We start from the raw sequence: 22479 nt of genomic DNA on the forward strand, positions 1-22479 counted from the left end.
ATTATCTCGCCTGGGATATATGTAACAGATCATTACAAACCCCTTGCCTGCAACCCCTGGATAGTGAACATTACCCCCCGTTTTTCCTTCCTAATAACAAGAAAAATGCTTACCCATGCGGTAAGACATAAGCAAGCCCCTTAATTAAAGCGGGATGTAAAAAAAGAGGTATATGTGTCGACTGCAAACAAAGAACCAGCAGAAAGCGTTAGTCTAAACGCCTTTAAGCAACCTAAATCGTTCTACCTGATTTTCTCTATCGAACTCTGGGAGCGTTTCGGCTATTACGGCCTGCAAGGCATCATGGCCGTTTACCTGGTCAAAATGCTGGGCATGTCCGAAGCGGACTCCATCACGCTGTTCTCCTCCTTTAGCGCCCTTGTTTATGGCCTGGTCGCGATTGGCGGCTGGCTGGGCGATAAAGTCCTCGGCACCAAACGCGTTATCATGCTTGGTACCGTCGTACTGGCTATCGGCTACGCCCTTGTGGCCTACTCCGGCCACGACGTGAGCGTGGTGTATATCGGTATGGCAACCATCGCCGTAGGTAACGGCCTGTTCAAGGCTAACCCTTCCGCGCTGCTGTCAACCTGCTATGAGAAAGACGACCCGCGTCTGGACGGTGCATTCACCATGTACTACATGTCCATTAACATCGGCTCCTTCTTCTCTATGCTCGCCACTCCATGGCTTGCGGCGCAGTATGGCTGGAGCACCGCGTTCTCCCTGAGCTTCGTGGGCATGCTGATTACCCTGGTGAACTTCATCTTCTGTAAGAAGTGGGTGAAGAACTATGGCTCTAAACCTGACTTCGCACCGGTGCACTTCGGTAAGCTGATGGCCACCATCGCGGGCGTTGTAGTGCTTATTGCCGTGGCAACCTGGCTGCTGCACAACCAGGGCATTGCTCGCGCCGTGCTGGGCGTTGTGGCTCTGGGTATCGTTCTGATCTTCGCGAAAGAAGCTTTTGCGATGAAAGGCGCGGCTCGCCGCAAGATGATCGTGGCCTTCATCCTGATGGTTGAAGCTATCGTCTTCTTCGTGCTTTACAGCCAGATGCCAACCTCCCTGAACTTCTTCGCTATTCGCAACGTGGGCCACGAAATTCTGGGCATCACTTTCGAAGCCGAGCAGTTCCAGGCGCTGAACCCGTTCTGGATCATGATTGGTAGCCCGATTCTCGCCGCTATCTACAACAAAATGGGCGACCGCCTGCCGATGCCGCACAAGTTCGCCATCGGGATGGTGCTGTGCTCTTTCGCCTTCCTGGTTCTGCCGGTTGGCGCGAAGTTCGCTAACGAAGCGGGTATTGTGTCCGTAAACTGGCTGATTCTGAGCTATGCGCTGCAGAGTATTGGTGAGCTGATGATCTCCGGTCTGGGCCTCGCAATGGTGGCACAGCTGGTACCACAGCGCCTGATGGGCTTCATCATGGGCAGCTGGTTCCTGACGACTGCGGGTGCAGCAATCATCGCCGGTAAAGTTGCAGGCCTGATGGCGGTGCCGGAAAACGTGACTGACCCGCTGCAGTCTCTGGAAGTCTACGGTCGTGTCTTCATGCAGATCGGTATCGTCACCGGCGTGATTGCCGTGCTGATGCTGCTGACCGCGCCGAAGCTGAACCGCATGACGCTGAGCGAAGACAAAGCCGAAAAGGTTAACGAAACCGCTACCGCGTAATTTCTCCAGGAAAAATGATTATTTAGCCGCCGGCCTCACAGCTGGCGGCTTTTTTTTTCCCGGTGTCCGCACTAACATAAGTTATCTTAGCGCCCTAAAGGAGTTCGTCATGAAACTGTATTTCAAGCCCGGTGCCTGTTCCCTCTCCCCACACATTATCCTGCGTGAATCTGGCCTGGACTTTTCGCTGGTGAAAGTTGACCTCGCGACCAAGCGCACCGAAAACGGTGACGATTTTCTCGCCATTAACCCCAAAGGACAAGTGCCCGCTCTGGTACTGGATGACGGCTCTCTGCTGACCGAGGGCGTGGCTATCGTGCAATACCTGGCGGATAAAGTGCCCGATCGCCATCTGCTGGCTCCAGCAGGCAGCATGACTCGCTACCACACGCTGGAGTGGCTGAACTATGTGGCAACCGAGCTGCATAAAGGCTTTTCTCCGCTGTTCAACCCGGCAACCCCTGAAGAGTTCAAGGCCGTGGTTCGCAAGCAGATGGAGAAGAAATTCCACTATGTGAACGAGTCGCTGCAGGATAAGCAGTGGCTGATGGGGACCCGCTTCACCGTGGTGGATGCCTATCTGTTTACCGTGCTGCGCTGGGCCTATGGCCTGAAGCTGGATCTGGCCGGGCTGACAAATATCGAAGCCTACGTTGAGCGCATGAAGGCGCGCCCGGCGGTATCTGCGGCGCTGACCGCCGAAGGGATTTAAATCAGACCTGGATAGCAAAACGTCGGCGAGAGAAGTGATACCAGTCAGTTCGGTAAAAGAATAGGAAAATCAATTCATTGATTTTCGGCTGATAACTACAAAGAGGGAAAAACCACGTTTTTTTCCTCTTTGTCAGAAACTAAACGCCCTCAAATGAGGGCGTTTTTATTTCAGAGCTTCACCGCGGTGAAATAGTGTTCGGGTTTGGCAATCCCGTCCTGAGCCGCGACCAGCTGCAGTTCGTACTCGGCCATGCGTTTGGTGACGACCATAATGTCGTACACCGCCGCCGTAACGTGCTCCAGCGCTTCACGCAGCGTTGCCCCCTGCAGCAGCTTAACCAGCAGCAGGCCGCTGGTCACGTCACCCACGCCAACCGGCTGACGCTCGCCAAAGTCCACCAGCGGGCGATGGATGTGCCAGGCTTCGTCCGCCGTCACCAGCAGCATTTCAAAACGATCCTGCTGGTAGCCTGCGCGAGCCAGGTGCTTCACCAGCACAATTTCCGGCCCTTGAGCAATCAGCTCTCGGGCCGTCGCCACGGCTTCGTCCACGTTGTTTACGCTGTGGCCGCTGAGAATTTCCAGCTCAATCAGGTTCGGCGCGATGATATCGCTGGCAGGCATGGCGTAGCGCGTGTGGTATTCCGCCACGCCAGGCGCCACGATACAGCCTTTCTCCGGATGGCCCATCACCGGGTCACAGAAGTATTTTGCCTTCGGGTTAGCCGCTTTTACCTGACGCACAATGGAAAGAATATGTTCGCCCTGCTCAGCCGAGCCCAGATATCCGCTCAGAACCGCATCACAGCGCTCCAGTTGGCCGATATTCGCAATCCCCTGCACAATCTCGCTCAGGTGGCTGGCGGGCATCACCGTGCCGGTCCATTGCCCGTATTGCGTGTGGTTGGAGAACTGCACCGTGTTCAACGGCCAGACGTTGGCGCCCAGGCGGCGCATCGGGAATTCGGCGGCGCTGTTACCGGCGTGACCAAATACCACGTGGGACTGGATGGCAAGAATGTTTTTCATTTTCTACTCAGGTATCGCCAGGTGTTGTGCTTGCTAAAAAAAAGCACGGCATAAGCCGTGCTTTTCTATTCCGATAACTTATTTCCAGCAGACGAGGCAGTAGTTCTTTTTACCGCGGCGCAGCAGGGTGTAACGGTTAAACAGAAGGTCGCCTTCGGTGAAGGTGTATTCCGGGTCAGACTGTTTTTCACCGTTGATGGTGATTGCGTTCTGCGAGATGGTTTTACGCGCCTGGCCACGGGATGGCTGCAGCTCGGAATCCACCAACGCCTGTTGCAGGTCAGCACCGCGATCCATTTCGACCATCGGCACGCCGTCCTGAGCCAGCTGCTCAAAGTCGGCCTCGCTCAGTTCACTCAGGTTGCCGTTAAACAGGCTGGCAGTAATGCGCTTGGCCGCGGTCAGTCCTTCTTCACCGTGCACCAGACGGGTGACCTGCTCGGCCAGCACGTACTGGGCGCGAGGTGCAGCCCCGCTGTTTTTGTCTTCTTCTTCCAGGGCATTGATCTCTGCAATGTCCATAAAGGTGAAGAACTTCAGGAAGCGATACACATCGGCATCCGCGGTGTTGATCCAGAACTGGTAGAACTTGTACGGGCTGGTTTTCTTCGGATCAAGCCAGACCGCGCCGCCTTCGGTTTTACCGAATTTGGTGCCGTCGGATTTAGTGATCAGCGGCACGGTCAGGCCGAAAGCCTGCTGCTGATGCAGACGGCGGGTCAGATCGATACCGGAGGTGATGTTGCCCCACTGGTCAGAACCGCCAATCTGCAGCACCACGCCATGCAGTTTGTTCAGGCAGGCGAAGTCGTAACCCTGCAGCAGGTTGTAAGAGAACTCGGTGAAAGAGATCCCCACGTCGTCGCGGTTCAGACGCTGTTTTACCGCTTCTTTGTTAATCATCTGGTTAACAGAGAAGTGCTTGCCGATATCACGCAGGAAGGTCAGCACGTTCATGCTGCCAAACCAGTCGTAGTTGTTTGCGGCGACGGCAGAATTATCACCGCAGTTAAAGTCGAGGAACGGTGCAACCTGACGGCGGATTTTTTCCACCCACTCCTGCACGGTATCTTCGGTGTTCAGCTTACGCTCAACGGCTTTGAAGCTTGGGTCGCCGATAAGACCGGTGGCACCGCCCACGAGGGCAACCGGCTTATGGCCTGCTTCCTGAAAGCGTTTCAGGCACAGCAGTGGAACCAGATGGCCCAAATGCAAGCTGTCGGCGGTCGGATCGAAGCCGCAATAGAGTGCAATTGGCCCTTGCGCCAGTCGCTCTGCTAACGCATCCTCATCCGTCACCTGGGCCACCAGGCCCCGCTCTTGCAATTGTTTGATCAAATTGATGTTCGACATCAAATTCTCCATCTCTAATACGACTGCACCTTTGCCGGTACACGGCTTTTCGCCCACTGGCGAAAGAATTCATTTTTTAGGGGACATAGAATAAAGGGCTGGCGCAGTTAGCACCAGCGCTTAAGGTGAAAATCCTGACTTTACGGCGCGAGGCGGTCTATTTTCCAGGCAGTTCCGTCGCGCTGGTAGAGGAAGCGATCGTGCAGACGGTGTTCGCCACCCTGCCAGAACTCCATCTGGTCGATGCTGACGCGGTAGCCACCCCAAAAACTCGGCAGCGGCACTTCGCCCTGCTGAAACTTCTGTTTCAGCTCGAGGAATTTGCTTTCCAGCACGCCGCGCGCAGATATGCGGCTCGATTGCTTCGATACCCAGGCGCCTATCTGGCTGTCCTTCGGGCGGCTGTGGAAGTATTTCAACACTTCGAGGGTGGATAAACGCTCGGCGGTGCCCTGCACCATCACCTGGCGCTCCAGCATATGCCACGGGAAATGCAGGCTAACGCGGGGGTTGTGTTCGATGTGGTGCGCCTTGCGGGAGCCCAGGTTGGTGTAAAACACCAGCCCTTTTTCATCAAAATGCTTTAGCAGGACGATGCGTTGATACGGCTGGCCGTTTTCGTCAACCGTGGCCACGACCATGGCGGTCGGGTCGGCAAGTTTGGCTTCGCAGGCCTGAGCCAGCCAGCGTTCAAAAAGCGGCAGCGGCGTGTCGGTGAGATCGTGGCGGCGCAGGCCACCTTTGGTGTATTCGCGGCGCAAATGCGCAATCTGTTGCAAAGAGTCGTTATCAGACATGGCGTTACATCAGGCTATCCTCGGGTGGAGCTATTGTGCTCTCCACCCTGAGAAATCTCAACGTTTGGCCGTCTGTAGCTGGCAATTATTCAGCACGATTGTGTCTTTACGATAGACGGTTGCGCTGTCGCCCTTCGACCAAAAGACGTACACGCCGTCGGTATAACGTGCGCCGGACGCGGAAAGCCCCTGCGTCAGGTTCAGCATCTGGTTATCGTAGACAAAGCTAACCTGCTGTTTGTCGTTATTCAGCTTCACGGTGAGCGGTTTTTCATCGCACTGATACACCAGCGTATCGGTATGCATTTTTTCGAGAAAAGCGTTGTAGTAACTACAGCCGGCGAGCAGCATTGGCACGGTGGCAACGAGCAGTTTTTTCATCTGAGTATCCTGAAGATCTTGTTATCCCTGGAGGGCATGCGCCCTCCTTAACGCTAGCAGTTTAGCGGCTGCGGGATGAAGATAATTTCAGTTAACTCTTATTATGACGCGGATTAGCAGGATAAATGGCACCGAGGATGGTCGGCTCAGAGGCACCGGTTACCGAAGGCAGGTTGCCCGGCAGGCCGGACATTGTTCGGTAGGCCAGCCAGGCAAACGCCAGCGCTTCCATATCGTCCCCGCTTATCCCGGCTTCATCGGTCGTCGTCACTTCCGTACCCGGCAGCAGCGCAGCGAGGCGCGCCATCAGAAGCGGGTTACGGCTGCCTCCGCCGCACACCATGAGACGTTCACAGCCGCCGCTCAGGAGTACCTGCTCGGCGATAGTTGTCGCCGTCAGCTCAGTCAGCGTGGCCTGCACATCTTCGCCGGCAAGCGCCGGGAACATCGCAAGCTGGCGCTCGAGCCAGCCATAGTTAAAGTATTCGCGGCCCGTACTTTTGGGCGCAGGTGCGGCGAAGTAAGGATCGCTCAGCATTTGCTGTAATAAAGGAAGAACGACTTTGCCCTGGCTCGCCCATTCGGCGTCTTTATCATAGCCTTTTCCACGCTGCCGCCAGATCCACGCATCCATCAGCATATTACCGGGCCCGGTGTCGTAGCCTCTGACCGGCTGGCCTGGGATCAGCAAAGAGAGGTTGGCAATGCCGCCGATGTTGAGCACCATTCGGCGCTCAACCGGATGAGCGAGCAGCGCCTGGTGAAACGCCGGCACCAGCGGCGCGCCCTGCCCGCCAAGCGCCATATCGCGGCGGCGAAAATCACCGACGACGGTAATACCGGTCAGCGCGGCAATATGGTTGTTGTCGCCAATTTGCATAGTATGGGCAGCCTCGCCCTGCGGCTCATGCCACACGGTTTGCCCGTGGCAGCCAATGGCCGTGACGTCTTCAGGCCGCAGCCCTTCGCGCTTAATAAGGATTTGCACCGCCTCGGCGAACAATTTACCCAGCCGGTTGTCCAACTGGCCTAGCTGGGACAGCGTGAGTTGCTGCCCCTGGCAAACGGCAAGAACAGCGTTTTTGATGGCCAGCGGCATCGGGTGGCTGTAGCTCGCCTGCTGAACGACCAGATGTTCGTCGATAGCAGCCAGCACCACATCGATACCATCCAGACTGGTGCCTGACATCACGCCTATATAACGACCTGACTTCATCCGTCACTCCTTATTCTCGCCGGGGCGGTAAATTGATGTGGTTAAACTAGCACGCAATATTATGATTTATTAATAATTTTAATTAATAATCTGTGTCAGCTGCGCCAGCAGACGGTCAGACATTTAAGCGAAACCCGCACAGCGCGGCGGTTTAATTGTTGTTAAAGACATTTGATTTACTATTTTTACAGGATTGTTGTAGAACAAACATGAACTATGGCCAGGAATTGCCATATAATTTAGCCATAACGGATGCTCACCGAGCGTTGATGGGTTCACAGGAGAGGTACAAATGATTTCACGTATTTTGGCAGTTTCACTGGTTGCTTTCACCCTGGCCGGCTGCGCCAACGAAGGGCTGTCCGGCGATGTTTACAACGAGTCTGAAGCTAAACAGGTCAGAACCGTAACCTACGGTACCATTACCCACGTTCGCGCGGTCACCATCAAAGGCAGCGAAAGCAGCAGCACTATTGGGGCTATCGGCGGTGCGGTACTGGGTGGTCTGCTGGGTAACACCGTCGGCGGCGGCACCGGACGTACTCTGGCCACCGCAGGCGGCGCTGTAGCCGGTGGCCTGGCGGGTGACGCAGTTGGCGGCGCAATGAGCAACAGCAAAGGCGTTGAGCTGGAAATTCGTAAAGATGATGGCCAAACCATCATCGCCGTGCAGAAACAGGGTGACACCCGTTACTCCGTTGGCCAGCGTGTAGCCATCTCCGGCAGCGGCAACAACATCACCGTTGCACCTCGCTAAGACAACATCGCCAAATGATTTAAGGCCCGCATAGCGGGCCTTTTCTGTTAGTAAGTAATGCCGGGCGGATTCACCTCCGACTGGGCAACTTCTTCCCCCTGTTCCCCCCACCGCGCAAGCACCCGCTGATACTCTCCCCGCTGAATAGCGCCATCCAGCGCCGCCTGCAGCGCGTAAACCAGCCCGTTGCCCTTTTTCGTTGTCGTCGCCACATAGGCCTTTTTCGGCCCCAGCCCGACCACCCGCGTAGTGCCGGTTAACGCGGCTTTATAGGCGGTGATTGACTGCGGCCCAAAGAACACGTCGGCCCGGCCAGACTGAATATAGAGGTTGGCGGAGGCATCGTCGGTCACATACACAGGCAAAGCGGGCTCGCGCCCGGCACCTTCATTTTCAGCATTCCAGCCTAGCAAAATACGCTCCTGATTTGTGCCTGACCCGACGATAACCTTCCGCCCGGCGAGATCTTCTGCCTTAGCGATAGACTGAATCGGGCTGCTGGCCTTCACCGCAAAAGAGAGCGAGTCCACGCGATAGGTGGCAAAATCAAATTTCTCTTTCCGCTGCTCCGTCACGGCAATGTTTACCAGCGCCACATCATAGCGCCCGGAGGTGATGCCCAGCGGCCAGTCTTCCCACGCGGTCGGCACCAGCTTCAGTTTCAGGCCAAGGCTACCGGCCAGCAGGCGGGCTATGTCCGGGTCGCTGCCTATGCGTGTGCGGTTATCGCTGGCCAGCAGCGCCAGCGGCGGAGAGTTAAGCGCGGAGATCGCCACCGTTAATGTACCGGGCTCGACAAACCTGTAGCCTGCGGGGATTTTGGCAATCGCCTTTTCATCCCGCGCCACGCTCAAAGGCTTTTCATTGGCAACAAGGTCAATATTCGTCTGCGCGGACAAAGCGGAAAAAGAGACCAACAGCGCGATAAATCCATATTTCATCTCACAGCACCTTCGATAAAAATTGACGGGTGCGCGGATGCTGTGGGCGATTCAGCACTTCGTCGCTGCTTCCCTGCTCAACAATCTTGCCGTCGACCATAAACACCACCTGATCGGCCACTTCCCGCGCAAAGCCGATTTCATGCGTGACGACTACAAGCGTCGTGCCCGAACGGGCCAGTCTTTTAATCACGTCCAGCACTTCGCCAACCAGCTCAGGGTCAAGCGCTGACGTTGGCTCATCAAACAGCATCACCCGTGGGCTCAGCGCCAGCGCGCGGGCAATGGCAATGCGCTGCTGCTGCCCGCCGGATAAGTGCCGCGACCAGGCATCGGCTTTATTGCGCAGCCCGACGACGTCCAGCAGGTCATACGCACGCTCAATCGCCTCTTTGCGGCTCAGCTGTTTATGAGCCACCGGCGCTTCAATCAGGTTTTCCAGCACCGTCATGTGGGGAAACAGATTGAAGTTCTGAAAGACATAGCCCACGTTGGCCCGCTGGCGCAGGATCTCCTTTTCTTTCAGCTCGTACAGTTTGTCGCCTTTCAGGCGGTAACCAATGTAATCGCCGTCAATCTGGATAAAGCCTTCGTCCACCCGCTCAAGGTGGTTGATGGTGCGCAACAGCGTAGATTTACCGGAGCCGGATGGCCCGAGGATCACCGTCACCGTGCCAGGCGGGATCTCAAGCGAAACATCATCCAGCGCCTTATGGCGACCGAAATATTTGCTGACGCCGGTAATGGAAATATGGCCGTTATGAGAGGTTGGCATGGACCGGCTCCTGGGCAACGGGGGCTGTGGACGGCGCAGCGCTGCGGGCGGTGCGCGTTTGGTTGATGGCGGAGCGGCGTTCGCTGCGGGCCAGCGAGCGTTCAACCAGGTACTGAATCAGCGATAGTACGCTGGTGATCACCAGATACCAGACGGCCGCCACCATCAGCAGCGGGATCACCTGCTGCGTGCGGTTGTAGATCATCTGAATGGTGTAAAACAGCTCCGGCATCGCCAGCACGTAAACCATCGCCGTGCCCTTAGCGAGGCTGATGATTTCGTTGAACCCGGCGGGCAGGATCGTACGCAGCGCCTGCGGTAAAATAATCCGCACGGTACGCCGCCACGCGGGCAAGCCTAACGCTGCGGCGGCTTCGTATTGCCCGTGATCCACTCCCAGAAAACCACCTCGAACAATCTCTGCGGTGTAGGCGCTCTGCACCAGCGTCAGCCCCACTACTGCCGTCGAAAACTGCCCCAACACGTTAATCGTGTCATAGCTGCCCCAGACGATGCTGGTGAAAGGCACCCCAATCGACAACGTGTCGTACAGGTAGGAGAAGTTGTAGAGCACGATCAGCACGACAATCAGCGGCAGGGAGCGAAACAGCCAGATGTAACTCCAGGCCAGGCTGCTCAACAGCCAGGAAGAAGAGAGCCTTGCCAGCGCGAGTAAGCCCCCGAGCACTACGCTCAGCGCCGTGCCCAGCAGCGTTAACAACAGAGTTTGCCCTAACCCCTCCAGAATGACCGGATCAAAAAACCAGTGGGCAAAAACGCCCCATTCCCAGCGAGGGTTAAACGCGACGGATTGCACCACCACCGCCAGCACAAACAGAGCCACCACTGCCCCCACGGTGCGCAGCGGGTAACGCGCGGGCACCACTTTAATGGTTTCAGACGTTTTCATCGTCACTCCTCAGGCCGTTTTACTCAGGCTTTCCAGCGCTAAGATTTTGGTGAACCGTAGCCGCCCGTCGTAGGGCGGCAGGCTGAACGTTTCGGGGTCAACCTCCAGGCTGAACTGCGGATCGTAGCCCTCGCTGAGATAAAGCCTGACGGCCTCCGGCTGACGAAAGCCAGTGGTGAGATAGATGCGGCTGTAGCCAGCCTGAAGGGCCAGGCGCTCCAGTTCGCGAACCACTCGTCCAGCCAGGCCCTGCTTGCGCAGCGTACTTTTCGTCCAGATACGTTTGATCTCGGCGGTTTGCTGGTCGTAGGGCTTGTAGGCCCCGGTGGCAATAATTTCACCCTCGCGCTCCAGCACGATAAAAATGCCCTGCGGCGGCAGATACCATTCGGTCAGCTCCACTTCGGCATCACGGGAGAAAAAATCCCCGTAGCGGGCGGCATACTCGCCAAACAGGCCGCTAATGATCGGCTGCAGCTCTGGCGCTTCCGGGGACAAAACGCGAAAATATTCGCTCATATACGCCTCCTCAATCGCCTAAACCAGCAGGGTTAACTTCCGAGGCAGAAATACGCTCCACGCCTTCACCCCAGCGCTTTAAAACTTTGTCGTAGTCGCCCTGTTGAATCGCGCCGTTGAGCGCCGTCTGCACCGGTTCCACCAGGCCACTGCCTTTTTTCAGCGTCACCGCAATGTGTGCCGCTTTTGGCCAGCCGCCGTCCACGCTGCCCACCAGCTTTGTTTTACCGGTCAGCGCCGCTTTCCATGCCCCGGTGACATTAGGCCCAAACCAGGCATCGGCTCGCCCGGACTGCAGCGCCAGCGTGAGCGCGGCATCATCTTTGGTGTAGACCGGCGTAAACGGCTTCAGCCCTTTTTTCTCGTTTTCCGCATTCCACGCCAGCAGGATCGCTTCCTGATTGGTGCCGGACCCAACGACGATGCGCAACCCGGCGATATCTTCCGCGTGGGTGAGCGATTTAATCGGGCTGCTGGACTTCACATAAAAGCCCAGCGAGTCTTTGCGGTAGGTGGCAAAATCGAACTTCTCTTTGCGATCTTTAGTGACGGTAATATTGCTGATCGCGGCATCATATTTTCCGGAAGCTACGCCGAGCGGCCAGTCCTCCCAGGAGGTCGGAACCACGTTCAGCTCCAGCCCAAGGCTGTCGGCAACCAGGCGGGCAATGTCGACTTCGCTGCCGAGCAGGGTTTTATTGTCATCAGAAAAAACCGTCAGCGGCGGCGAATTGAGCGCCGCCACTGCCACGGTAAATTTACCGGGAACGGCAAATCGATAATCTTTAGGCAGCTGCGCGATGGCCTGCGGATTTTTAGCGGTATTGATCGGCGCTTTGTTGGCTTCCAGGCTGACGCCGGTGCCGTTGATGGTCACGTCGTTCGCCCAGGTAAGCGGCGTCCACGCCAGCGCAATCGCCAGCAGCAGGGATGTTTTTTGCATAGTTTTTCTCTTTATTTGTTTTATTTGCCGTAGCGATTTTCGGGTTGCACAAAGTCAAAGCTTTCGCGCAGCGTAATGCCGGGGTATTCGGTGCGGAACCGGCCGCGTGCCTGAAGTACCGGCACAACCTGCTCCACAAAACGCGGGAAGGTGTCCGGGGTGCCGCCCTGGATGATGAATCCGTCTGCCGCTCGCTCGTCAAACCACTGTTGCAGGCCGTCCGCCACCTGTTCCGGCGAACCGGAAAAACGCGGCCTTGGGCTGGCGGCTTCGAGCGCGACCTGGCGCAGGGTTAACCCGCGCTCACGGGCGTTGCGTTTGATCTCATCGGTGGTACTGCGGAAGCTGTTCTGTCCCAGGTCGCCGATATCGGGAAAAGGCTCGTCCAGCGGGTACTGGCTAAAGTCATGGTGTTCGAAATAGCGGCCCAGGTAATTCAGGGCATCGCTGACGGAGACCAGCGCGGCGGTGGTCTGGTATTGCCGTTCAGCGTCTTCGGCATCCGTGCCAACGATGACGCTCACGCCCTGGAAGATATGCAGCGAGTCAGCCTCACGGCCTTGCCCTTCCAGCTGGTTTTTCACATCCCGGTAAAAAGTTTTTGCCTCATCGAGCGATTCATGGTGAGTAAAAATGGCATCGGCATGTTTTGCCGCCAGCTTTTTGCCGTCTTCCGAGGCGCCGGCCTGGAACAAAATTGGTCTGCCCTGTGGCGTGCGGCCAATGTTCAGCGGCCCCGCGACCTGGAAGAAATCCCCCTGATGATTGAGCGCGTGCAGCTTTTCAGGGGCGAAGAACTGCCCGCTTTCTTTATTGCGCACAAAAGCATCTTCTTCCCATGAATCCCAGAGCCCTTTTACGACGTCCAGGTATTCATCGGCGATGCGATAGCGCAGCGCGTGTTCAGGATGCTGGGTTCTGGAGAAGTTTTTAGCCGATCCTTCCAGCGGAGACGTGACCACGTTCCAGCCCGCGCGGCCGTTGCTCAGATGATCGAGACTCGCAAACTGGCGCGCCGTGGTAAAAGGGTCACTGTACGACGTCGACAATGTTCCCACCAGGCCCAAATGCTTCGTCACGCTCGCCAGGGCAGATAATACCGTCAGCGGCTCAAAGCGATTTAAAAAGTGCGGGATAGATTTTTCGTTAATATAAAGTCCGTCGGCCACAAAGATAAAATCCAGCTTCCCCTCTTCCGCCTTGAATGCCGTTTGTTTGACGAACTCAAAATTAATACTGGCGTCGGCTACCGCAGCAGGGTGACGCCAGGCCGACATATTTCCCGACGCGCCGTGTAATATCGTACCCAGTCTTAATTGTCGTGTTGCAGACATGCCTTATCCTTATGCGGATCGTTAAAATCCGCCGTCGCTGATTAGAGTTAAAGTTGTTGTAGCGCCGATTGGGCTAACCGGGCGAAATAATGGGCTGCGGGTTCAATCAGTCTTTCATCGGGATCGAAGGCCGGATGATGAAGCCCATAGCGGCTGTCGCTGCCGATGCTGACAAACGCGCCGGGAATATGCTGGAGATAAACCGCAAAATCTTCGCCGCCCAGATGCAGATCGGCATGATGCGTGGCGTAACCTTCCGCGGCGGCAACTTCACTGGCAAATGCTGCCCAGTGCTCAGCGTTAACCAGCGCATCAGGCCCCAAATGCCAGGTGACGTCGATTTCCGCCCCAAAGGCGCTGGCAAGACCGGCCGCAATCTCAATAACGCGCGCTTTAACCGCCTCTCGCACGCTGGCGCTGTGGGTGCGCAGCGTGCCTTCCAGCTCAACGCTTTCCGGCAGCACGTTCCAGGTGTTACCGCCCGCAATCCGGGTAATGCTCAATACGGCTGAATCCAGCGTGTTGACCTCCCGGCTGGTGATACTTTGCAGCAGGGTAACTAATTGGCTGGCAAGCAATATCGCGTCTTTGCCTTCATGCGGGCGCGCCGCATGCGCGCCCTTGCCCCGCACCTGAATGACCAGCCGGTCAACGTTGGCATAGAACGGGCCGCCGCGTGTGGCAAACGCCCCGACAGGCAGGCCTGGCTCATTGTGCATGCCAAAAATGGCAGAGATCCCCTCCAGCACGCCGGCCTTGACCAGCGTGGTTGCCCCACCGAAACGCTCCTCTGCGGGCTGAAACAGAATGCGAACCCGGCCGTTAAGCTGCGCTTCGTTCTGCTTAAGCAACAGCGCCGCGCCCAGCATCACGCTGCTGTGAACGTCATGTCCGCAGGCGTGCATTACCCCCGGATTCTGCGAACTAAAGGCCACGCCGCTGGCTTCTTCAATGGGCAGCGCGTCGATATCAGCCCGCAGCGCAATAGCGCTCTCGCCTTCGCCAATTTCCGCCACTACGCCGGTGTGAAGCGAATACGGCAGCAGGCGGATACCCGCGCTTTGTAGCCAGTCGCGGATGCGCGAAGTGGTTGCCACTTCTTCAAGGGATAATTCCGGGAACCGGTGCAGCTCGCGACGCCAGTCGATCAGTTGCTGAGCAAACGTCATACAGCCACCTCCGCAGCCGCATGGGCCTCGGCCAGCAGCTGCAGCGAAGCCAGACGTTCTGCTCCTTCTGCCACCGGCGTATCAATAATAAATTCATCAATGCCGTACTCTTCGTGCAGCGCCTGCAGCGCTTCCCGCACCGCTTCAGGCGTGCCTTTGAACAGCGAAGGTTCACGGCGCGTCAGGCTTCGCAGCGTGCTGCCGGACTGGCGGGCAAAGCTGTGGGCCTGCTCTTCGCTTGCCACGCTCACGCGCTGGCCGTTTTCAAGCTCCACGCCCCAGATTTCCACCTGTCGGGCAAGCTCTTCCGCGCGGCCTGCATCCCGTGCCACGATAGCCTGTACGGCCACCAGCACGTCACGGCGACTGTTCTTTTTCCAGTCAGTCACTACGTCGCGCAGCAGTGTTTTATCGCCGTTTAAATGGGCGGCAAAAACAAAGTTCCAGTCCAGGCTGGCCGCCAGCCTGGCGCTTTGCAGGCTGGCGCCTAATAAAAAACCTTCCGGGCGCTGGGCCGGTAGCGGCGTGGCGCGAACGCTTTCGTCCGTCGCGGGTTCACGTCGCGAGAGCCAGTCGTCGAGCTGCGTGAGCTGTTCATCAAAGCTGCCTTTTACCGACGGCGATTGCCCGTGCTGCAGCGCCTGCGTCGAAAGCGGCAAGCCCCCCGGAGCTTTACCAACGCCGAGATCGATGCGGCCAGGCGCGAGGGACGACAACAGATTGAAATTTTCGGCCACTTTGTAAGGGCTGTAATGCTGAAGCATCACGCCGCCGGAGCCCACGCGAATGCGGCGAGTCTGCCCGGCAATCCAGGCAATCAACACTTCCGGCGAAGGGCTGGCAAGCTGGGGAGTGTTGTGGTGCTCGGCCAGCCAAAAGCGGTGATAGCCCCAGTTTTCTGCCTGCTGTGCGAGATGCAGCGTACGGGCCAGGGCATCCGTCGCGCTGTCGTTGGGCGCAAGCGGGCTTTTATCCAGGATACTGATGCGATAAGACATAATGCAGGCTCATTGTTAAAAACATGCCTGCATTATTAAAAGCGGGAGAAGGCGGTGAGAAACAATTAATTTACATTTAGACTTCTGAAATAGAGATAAACAAACTCACACGCCTGCTCAACTCTTTGCTACCGGGCGAATATTTTTGCGGGTAACGGATCGTCAGGTAAAAAAAAAGCCCCGCTGGATAAGCAGCGAGGCTTGGGTTCAACCGGGGAGATTAATCCCGGGCCTGCAGTTCAATAATATTTTGCTCAAGCCGACTAATCAGGCTGCTTAAGAGCGCCTGCTCTTCGCGAGTAATACCCGACAGGATTTCTCCCCGCGTTTCGTTTATTACGCCTTCCATCTTTTCAATGATAGGCGCGGCCTGCTCGGTCAATTTAATTCGTTTTGCCCGACGGTCGTTTGCACAGGTTTTGCGCGAGATTAACCCTTTCTCTTCGAGTTGATCGAGCGTACGAACCAGGGATGGCTGCTCAATGCCGATCGCTTTAGCCAACTGAATCTGTGACTGATCTGGCGGCAGCTGATGAATATTATGCAGCGTTACCCAGTGTGTCTGTGTCAATTCCAGAGGTTTCAGGCGATGGTCAATCAGAGCACGCCAGATGCGTACCAGGCGGGCCAGATCCGAACCTAATGGCGATGGCGATTCCAATTTCATCTCCTTATAATTAGCTTGCTAACTTATTATACTGATTTTAGACTATTGTGCAGGCATTAATTGTTAAAAACAAATCCCTTACTTTCACTGAAGTTATGCAACCAGCTATACTTTTATTCTACATCTAAGTGAGGGGAAACGGCAGCCACCCCCGTTTTTTAAAGGATTATCACTACGTGAGTCTCACTTTTAGCCCGTCCGGCTTCCCGCTTCAGGATCTTGTGGTCGGGGCATCGGTCTACTTCCCTCCGCTGTTTAAGGCCGTGTTTGTCGGCTTTTTTATCTGGCTGATCGTCCACCGTTTGCTGCGCGACTGGATTTATTCCGGCGAAATCTGGCATCCCACGTTAATGGACTTATCCCTTTTCGCGCTGTCCGTCAGCGCCGGCATGGCTCTTTTGGTGATGTGGTAACGCAATGAATATCAAAACAATAAAATATTTTTCCACCCTCATCGTTTTTGCCGCCGCGCTGCTGGCAGGCTGGCTGTTATGGAACTATTACATGCAGTCGCCCTGGACGCGGGACGGCAAAGTGCGCGCCGAACAGGTGAGCATCACGCCACAGGTATCCGGCACCATCGTGACCCTGAACGTGAAAGACAACCAGTTTGTGAGTAAAGGCACTCCGTTGTTCACCCTTGACGCCACGCCTTACCACATTGCGGTGCTAAACGCCGAGGCACAGCTGGCGAAGGCCCAGTCCGATCTGGCCAAAGCCAGCAACGAGGCGAACCGCCGCCAGAATCTGCCGCGCAACTACATTTCTGCCGAAGACATGGACACCGCCAACATTAACGTTAAAGCGATGCAGGCGGCGGTGAAAGTCGCCCAGGCCACGCTGGAGCAGGCGCAGTGGCAGCTTTCGCAAACCACAGTCACTGCCCCGGTAGACGGCTGGGTCACCAACCTGACCTCCCGCGTCGGGAACTACGCCAGCGAAGGCAAGCCGGTCTTCGCGCTGGTGGACAGCCACTCGTTTTACGTGGTGGGCTATTTCGAAGAGACCAAGCTGCGCCGCATTCAGCCGGGTAATGCCGTGCAGATCGTGCTGTACAACGGCAACCAAAAGCTGAGCGGCAAAGTAGAAAGTATTGGCCGTGCGATTTACGACCAAAGCATCGAAAGCGACAGCGACCTGGTCCCGGACATTAAGCCGAACGTGCCGTGGGTTCGCCTTGCGCAGCGCGTGCCGGTGCGCATTAGCCTGGATGCCATTCCTGATGGCGTGACGCTGGTGTCGGGCACCACCTGCACCGTTAGCGTACAGCCCTGATGAATCTCAGTTTTCTGGCGTGGCATAATACGCCGTGGGGAAAAGCCACCGGCGGGCAATGGCGCTATGCGCTGCGTAACGCCATTGCCATGGGCATGGCGCTGGCCATTGCCTACGGCCTGAATCTGGATGAGCCTTATTGGGCGATGACCTCCGCCGCCGTGGTGAGCTTCCCCACCGTTGGCGGCGTGATAAGCAAAAGTCTGGGGCGGATTGCGGGCAGTTTCATCGGCGCGGCAGCCTCGTTAATGATTGCCGGCAACGCGCTGAACGATCCCTGGCTGTTCACCTTCGCCATGGCAAGCTGGCTGGCGCTTTGTACCTGGGCCTCCAGCCATTTTCAGAATAACGTGGCCTACGCCTTCATGCTCGCCGGGTACACCGCCGCCATTATTGCCTTCCCGATGATCAATACCGTGGAATCAACGGAGCTGTGGGATATCGCCCAGGCCCGCGTGTGCGAGGTGGTGGTCGGGATATTGTGCGGCGGCTTTATGATGATGGTGCTGCCCAGCACCTCGGACGGCAGCGCCCTGGTTAGCGCCCTGAAGAACATGCACGCCCGGCTGCTCGAACACGCCAGCCTGCTCTGGCAGCCGGAAACCACCGACGCCATTCGCACCGCGCATGAAGGGATTATCGGCCAGATCCTGACCATGAATCTGCTGCGCATTCAGGCTTTCTGGAGCCACTATCGCTTCCGTCGCCAGAACAACCTGCTGAACTACCTGCTTCACCAGCAATTGCGCCTGACCAGCGTGATATCCAGCCTGCGTCGGATGCTGCTCAACTGGCCGGAGGCACCCGCCAATATCTGGTCGGTGCTGGACAGCTTGCTGCGGGAGCTGGCCAAGCCCAACGCCGATAAATACACCGTTGCTCGGCTGCTGCAACACATCGCCCCTCATTCTCAGGACGATTATCGCCATCAGGCATTCTGGCACCGCCTGCGCTATTTCTGCTGGCTCTATCTCAACAGCAGCCGCTGGCTAAGAGAGCTGGAAAACGCCACGCCGGTGTCGGTAATTACGCCGCCCGAAGCCCCGCCGCTGGCGCGCCATACCGACAATGCCGAAGCGCTGTGGAGTGCCGTGCGCACTTTTGCAACGATCGTCCTGACCGGCGCCTGGTGCATCGGTACCCAGTGGGAGTCCGGCGGCGGCGCGCTTTCCCTCGCCGCCATTAGCTGTGTGCTCTACTCTTCGGTCGCCTCGCCGCTCGGCTCGCTCACGCTGCTGATGCGGACCCTGCTTTGGCTGTCGCTGTTCAGTTTCCTGGTGAAATTTGGCCTGATGATTCAGGTGACCCAGCTGTGGCAGTTCCTTATTTTCCTGCTGCCGCTGCTGCTCACCATGCAGTTGCTGAAACTCCAGCAGGCAAAGCGCGCCGCGCTTTGGGGGCAGCTCATTGTCTTTATGGGATCGTTTCTGTCGGTCAGCAATCCGCCGGTGTACGACTTTGCCGGGTTTATGAATGACAACCTCGCCAAAGTCCTCGGCGTGGGCATTTCATGGCTGGCTTTTTCGGTGCTGCGCCCCAGCTCCGACACACGCAGGAGCCGCCGCCATATCCGGGCGCTGCGGCGCGGGTTTATCGACCAGCTCAGCCGCAAACCGCAGCACAGCGAGAGCCAGTTTGAATCGCTGGTGTACCACCACATCAGCCAGCTTAGCAGTAGCAAAGAAGAGGCGGCCCGCCGCTGGCTTCTGCGCTGGGGCGTGGTGCTGCTCAACTGCTCGCACGTAGTCTGGCAGCTGCGCGGCTGGGAAACACGCTCCGACCCGCTGTCGATGGTCAGGGACGTTTGCCTGCACACGCTGCGGGATGTGATGAGTGAACGGGGTGTACTGCAAAGACCGCTGGCGGAATCACTGAAAGAACTGCAAAGAATGTGCGACACGCTGTCGCATCATCACGACCCGGCGGCGCGGGAACTGGCGGGCATTATCTGGCGGCTTTACTGCTCGCTGTCCCAGCTGGAACAGGCACCGCCTGCCGGAACCCTGGCAGGCGGTCAGTAACGATTAAGGCACGTCGTAGCCGAGGGCGGCCTTACGAATGCGGAACCACTGCTGGCGAGTCATCTCCAGAGACAGCGAGTGAATGGCAGAGCGCACGCGTTCGATTTTGCCGGACCCGATGATCGGCAGCGGGGAAGATGGCAGGCGCATCACCCAGGCATAAACCACCTGTTCGATGGTGTCGGCCCCAAGTTCTTCCGCCACTTTCTGCAGTTCGGCGCGCAGCGGCTGGAATTCATCGTCGTTAAACAGACGGCCGCCCCCAAGGCAGGACCACGCCATCGGACGAATGCGCAGCTGCTGGAGCTGGTCCAGCGTGCCGTCAAGCAGCAGCGGCTGGTGCACCGGCGAAAGCTCAACCTGGTTTGTTGCCAGGGTGAACGGCAGGCGAGACTGCAGCAGGGAAAACTGCGCCGGGGTAAAGTTAGACACGCCGAAATGGCGCACCTTGCCGCTGTGATGCAGCGCGGTGAAGGCTTCCGCCACTTCATCGGCGTCCATAAGCGGGTCCGGGCGGTGGATCAGCAGCAAATCCAGATAGTCGGTGGCCAGTTTTTTCAGCGAGCTTTCTGCACTGCTGATGATGTAATCGCGATCGGTAATGTAGTGGCCAAGGGCATTTTCTGGCTTCGCGGTGGTGGCGATACCGCACTTGGTGACAATCTCCATTTTGCTGCGCAGATGTGGCACCAGACGCATCGCTTCGCCAAAGGCCGCTTCACAAGCGTAACCGCCGTAAATATCGGCGTGATCCGCCGTGGTGATCCCCATCTCAACGTGCTCTTCAATAAAGCTCGCCAGCTCGCGCGGGGACATGTTCCATTCCATCAAACGCCAGTAGCCCATCACCAGGCGTGAAAACTCCGGGCCCTGCGGGGCAATCGTAATACGCTGTACCATAAAAAAATAACCTCAAAAATGGAAAAAAACTTCCCCGAGTATAACGGCGGTGAATGATTAAAACAGTGAGGGCTGCTCAGGTTCTTCAGGAGAATTTGGCTTGTTTGCTCGTAACTTGCGCAATAAGCGCTGGCGACAGAGGCGCAGCACGTCCTGCTTTTGGGCGTCGCTCATTTGCTGCCACTGGAAACGCTCGTCCCGGCTGCGCATACAGCCACGGCAAAAGCCGCGTTCATCCGACTGGCAGATCCCGCGGCAGGGGCTTTGAATGGGGAAGAACTCTAGCTGCTCAGACACTAACCCGCCTCATTAACGACTTTGCATCAATTGAAGCCTGAGTCTGCCCCGGATGCAAGCGGGGCGGCTAAAAAATCGCCTCTCGACTGAAAGCGGCTGAAAATTAAGGTTCAACTAATCTTCTCTCTCCAGGATAGCGCATATTCAGTTTTGTATTCACGGCTTATATGAACCTTTTAAAAAAGTTACAGTGTAACGATGCACAGTTTAACCTCTGCTGCGCATTTTTCTTTACGCTGATCAATTCTCTTTTTATCCACCGCAGCTGGCAGCTAATTGCCCCGGACTCGCTCCATAGCTGGCTGTTTGCCGCTTCGGTGCCGGTGGTCCTGTTCTGCGGCTGGCTAATGATTTTCAGCGTGGTGAACCTGCCCTGGCTGCGCAAACCCGTGCTGGTGCTGCTGGTCATCGGCTGCGCTGCCAGCAACTATTTTATGTTCACCTACGGCGCCGTCATTGATAAAAACATGATGGTCAACGTGTTTGAAACAGATTCCCAGGAAGCCACCGCGCTGGTTACGCCGCAGCTGGTCAGCTGGCTGGCCTTGCTGGGTATTATCCCCGCCCTGTTGCTTTCCCTGGTGAAGGTTCAGCCGGCGCGCTGGTGGCATACCGTGCTGACTCGCCTGGTCGGCATTCTCGCCGGACTGCTGGTGATAATCCTCATCGCCGCCGTGTTTTACAAAGATTACGCGTCGCTGTTCCGGAACAATAAAAGCGTGGTGAAAATGGTCACGCCCGCAAACTACATCAGTGCCATTAGCCGCTACAGCAAAGAACGCTGGTTTGCCGGGGATCAGACGCTAATTAAAATTGGCGAAGACGCGCAAAGAGGCCCGCTAATTAAACAGCAGCCGAAGAAAACGCTGGTGATGTTGGTCGTAGGTGAAGCCTCAAGAGCCGAGAACTATTCGCTGGGCGGCTATGGGCGTGAGACCAATCCTCAGCTCAAAAAACAGGGCGTGATTTACTTCCAGAACGCCTCGTCCTGCGGGACGGAAACCGCGGTTTCTGTGCCCTGTATGTTCTCAGTGATGCCGCGTAAAACCTACGATGCGGATCTCGCCCGGCACCAGGAAGGCCTGCTGGACGTATTAGCCCACGGCGGCGTGAACGTGCTGTGGCGGGATAACGACGGCGGCTGCAAAGGCGCCTGCGACCGTGTTCCGCATACGGATATGACCCAGTGGAAGCTGGACGTTTACTGCAAAGACGGCGCCTGCTTTGACGATGTGCTTCTCCACCGCCTGGACAATGTTCTCGACGGCCTGCAGCGGGATACCGTCCTGGTGCTGCATCTGATGGGCAGCCACGGGCCAGCTTATTACCAGCGCTATCCGGCCAGCTTCCGCCGTTTCACCCCCACCTGCGACAGTAATCAAATTCAGGACTGTGACCGCCAGGCGCTGATTAACACCTACGACAATACTATCCTGCACACCGACGACGTGCTGAGCCGCACTATCGACAAGCTGAAACAGCATCAGGATAAACTGAATACGGCGCTGGTTTACCTGGCCGATCACGGGGAATCTCTCGGGGAAAGCGGTATTTACCTGCACGGTACGCCGTATATGCTCGCGCCTTCGCAGCAAACGCATATCCCGCTGCTGTTCTGGCTGTCACAGGATTACCAGCGAAGCTTTGCGCTGGACAGCGAGTGCCTGGCCAATAAGGCCGCCAGCGACGCCGTGTCCCAGGACAATTTGTTCTCCACCCTGCTGGGTATGATGAATATTCATAGTTCGGTTTATCAAAAAGATACGGATATTCTTGCCGACTGCCGCAGAAGCTAATGAGATG

The 22479-nt window shown here is 56.8% G+C and carries 23 protein-coding genes; 7 read left to right on the plus strand and 16 right to left on the minus strand.

All coding sequences use genetic code 11. The features are described from left to right. Nucleotides 1-174 precede the first annotated feature (174 nt). Together dtpA and gstA are read left to right on the plus strand one after the other, a co-directional pair. Complete coding sequence (dtpA, locus tag F3J28_RS07770) at nt 175-1680, plus strand: dipeptide/tripeptide permease DtpA (RefSeq protein WP_166874697.1); 1506 nt, start codon at nt 175-177, stop codon at nt 1678-1680. A 109-nt stretch (nt 1681-1789) separates the two neighbouring features. Next, nucleotides 1790-2392 (plus strand): glutathione transferase GstA, encoded by a 603-nt coding sequence (gene gstA / locus F3J28_RS07775; RefSeq protein ID WP_166874700.1) that lies wholly within the window; start codon nt 1790-1792, stop codon nt 2390-2392. Between the two features lie 170 nt (nt 2393-2562). Here gstA and pdxY read toward each other — a convergent pair whose 3' ends face one another. The 5 genes from pdxY to anmK all read right to left on the minus strand — a co-directional run bounded on the left by pdxY (nt 2563) and on the right by anmK (nt 7170). Further along, nucleotides 2563-3423, minus strand: coding sequence for a pyridoxal kinase PdxY (gene pdxY / locus F3J28_RS07780; RefSeq protein ID WP_008456431.1), 861 nt, complete (start codon nt 3421-3423; stop codon nt 2563-2565). A gap of 78 nt (nt 3424-3501) precedes the next feature. Then, complete coding sequence (gene tyrS / locus F3J28_RS07785; protein WP_166874703.1) at nt 3502-4776, minus strand: tyrosine--tRNA ligase; 1275 nt, start codon at nt 4774-4776, stop codon at nt 3502-3504. A gap of 140 nt (nt 4777-4916) precedes the next feature. Then, nucleotides 4917-5573 carry a pyridoxamine 5'-phosphate oxidase gene (gene pdxH, locus F3J28_RS07790; RefSeq protein ID WP_008456433.1) on the minus strand — a complete coding sequence of 219 codons (657 nt, stop codon included), beginning with the start codon at nt 5571-5573 and terminating at the stop codon, nt 4917-4919. Nucleotides 5574-5630: 57 nt separating this feature from the next. Continuing rightward, nucleotides 5631-5954 (minus strand): C-type lysozyme inhibitor, encoded by a 324-nt coding sequence (gene mliC, locus F3J28_RS07795; RefSeq protein WP_166874706.1) that lies wholly within the window; start codon nt 5952-5954, stop codon nt 5631-5633. Between the two features lie 91 nt (nt 5955-6045). Beyond that, a complete protein-coding gene (gene anmK / locus F3J28_RS07800) occupies nt 6046-7170 on the minus strand; it encodes an anhydro-N-acetylmuramic acid kinase (RefSeq protein ID WP_166874709.1) in 1125 nt (374 codons plus the stop codon). Nucleotides 7171-7462: 292 nt separating this feature from the next. Between anmK and F3J28_RS07805 the strand changes: the two genes are divergently transcribed. Further along, a complete protein-coding gene (locus tag F3J28_RS07805; RefSeq protein ID WP_166874712.1) occupies nt 7463-7927 on the plus strand; it encodes an outer membrane lipoprotein in 465 nt (154 codons plus the stop codon). A gap of 47 nt (nt 7928-7974) precedes the next feature. On the opposite strand, the gene F3J28_RS07810 is transcribed toward F3J28_RS07805, so the two are convergent. The 9 genes from F3J28_RS07810 to slyA form a co-directional block, all read right to left on the minus strand. Next, the gene (locus tag F3J28_RS07810; RefSeq protein ID WP_166874715.1) at nt 7975-8868 is read right to left on the minus strand and encodes a transporter substrate-binding domain-containing protein; all 894 of its coding nucleotides are present in this window, start codon (nt 8866-8868) and stop codon (nt 7975-7977) included. A gap of 1 nt (nt 8869) precedes the next feature. Next, nucleotides 8870-9643, minus strand: coding sequence for an amino acid ABC transporter ATP-binding protein (locus tag F3J28_RS07815; protein ID WP_166874719.1), 774 nt, complete (start codon nt 9641-9643; stop codon nt 8870-8872). Next, nucleotides 9627-10553, minus strand: a complete 927-nt coding sequence (locus F3J28_RS07820) for an amino acid ABC transporter permease (RefSeq protein ID WP_166874721.1) — start codon at nt 10551-10553, stop codon at nt 9627-9629. The genes F3J28_RS07815 and F3J28_RS07820 overlap by 17 nt, the downstream gene beginning before the upstream one ends. A 9-nt stretch (nt 10554-10562) precedes the next feature. Beyond that, a complete protein-coding gene (locus F3J28_RS07825) occupies nt 10563-11072 on the minus strand; it encodes a GNAT family N-acetyltransferase (protein ID WP_166874724.1) in 510 nt (169 codons plus the stop codon). Between the two features lie 10 nt (nt 11073-11082). Then, on the minus strand, nt 11083-12015 hold the full coding sequence (locus F3J28_RS22625) for an ABC transporter substrate-binding protein (protein ID WP_008456446.1): 933 nt from the start codon (nt 12013-12015) through the stop codon (nt 11083-11085). 20 nt (nt 12016-12035) lie between these two features. Beyond that, nucleotides 12036-13349: an LLM class flavin-dependent oxidoreductase gene (locus F3J28_RS22630; protein ID WP_166874726.1), complete on the minus strand. Its 1314-nt coding sequence runs from the start codon at nt 13347-13349 to the stop codon at nt 12036-12038. A 47-nt stretch (nt 13350-13396) separates the two neighbouring features. Continuing rightward, the gene (locus tag F3J28_RS07840) at nt 13397-14518 is read right to left on the minus strand and encodes an amidohydrolase (protein ID WP_166874729.1); all 1122 of its coding nucleotides are present in this window, start codon (nt 14516-14518) and stop codon (nt 13397-13399) included. After that, entirely contained in the window at nt 14515-15516 is a 1002-nt protein-coding gene (locus F3J28_RS07845; protein WP_166874732.1) for an LLM class flavin-dependent oxidoreductase, read from the minus strand. The genes F3J28_RS07840 and F3J28_RS07845 overlap by 4 nt, the downstream gene beginning before the upstream one ends. Before the next feature lie 220 nt (nt 15517-15736). Continuing rightward, on the minus strand, nt 15737-16183 hold the full coding sequence (gene slyA / locus F3J28_RS07850) for a transcriptional regulator SlyA (RefSeq protein ID WP_039302383.1): 447 nt from the start codon (nt 16181-16183) through the stop codon (nt 15737-15739). A gap of 176 nt (nt 16184-16359) precedes the next feature. Between slyA and F3J28_RS07855 the strand changes: the two genes are divergently transcribed. From F3J28_RS07855 to F3J28_RS07865, 3 genes are read left to right on the plus strand one after another with little or no spacing between them, the layout of a single operon-like run. Beyond that, the gene (locus F3J28_RS07855) at nt 16360-16596 is read left to right on the plus strand and encodes a DUF1656 domain-containing protein (RefSeq protein ID WP_008456455.1); all 237 of its coding nucleotides are present in this window, start codon (nt 16360-16362) and stop codon (nt 16594-16596) included. 4 nt (nt 16597-16600) lie between these two features. Then, nucleotides 16601-17458 (plus strand): efflux RND transporter periplasmic adaptor subunit, encoded by an 858-nt coding sequence (locus F3J28_RS07860; protein ID WP_166874735.1) that lies wholly within the window; start codon nt 16601-16603, stop codon nt 17456-17458. Beyond that, nucleotides 17458-19479 (plus strand): FUSC family protein, encoded by a 2022-nt coding sequence (locus F3J28_RS07865; RefSeq protein WP_008456459.1) that lies wholly within the window; start codon nt 17458-17460, stop codon nt 19477-19479. The genes F3J28_RS07860 and F3J28_RS07865 overlap by 1 nt, the downstream gene beginning before the upstream one ends. A 3-nt stretch (nt 19480-19482) precedes the next feature. On the opposite strand, the gene F3J28_RS07870 is transcribed toward F3J28_RS07865, so the two are convergent. Together F3J28_RS07870 and F3J28_RS07875 are read right to left on the minus strand one after the other, a co-directional pair. Further along, on the minus strand, nt 19483-20379 hold the full coding sequence (locus F3J28_RS07870) for an aldo/keto reductase (protein WP_166874738.1): 897 nt from the start codon (nt 20377-20379) through the stop codon (nt 19483-19485). A 57-nt stretch (nt 20380-20436) separates the two neighbouring features. Continuing rightward, the gene (locus F3J28_RS07875) at nt 20437-20676 is read right to left on the minus strand and encodes a DUF1289 domain-containing protein (protein ID WP_008456463.1); all 240 of its coding nucleotides are present in this window, start codon (nt 20674-20676) and stop codon (nt 20437-20439) included. A gap of 167 nt (nt 20677-20843) precedes the next feature. On the opposite strand from F3J28_RS07875, the gene eptA reads away from it, so the two are divergent. After that, the gene (gene eptA, locus F3J28_RS07880) at nt 20844-22472 is read left to right on the plus strand and encodes a phosphoethanolamine transferase EptA (protein WP_166874741.1); all 1629 of its coding nucleotides are present in this window, start codon (nt 20844-20846) and stop codon (nt 22470-22472) included. The last annotated feature ends 7 nt before the right edge of the window (nt 22473-22479 follow it).

Source organism: Enterobacter sp. Ap-1006 (genome assembly GCF_011752835.1).
In the GTDB taxonomy this organism is placed as follows: Bacteria; Pseudomonadota; Gammaproteobacteria; order Enterobacterales; family Enterobacteriaceae; genus Cedecea.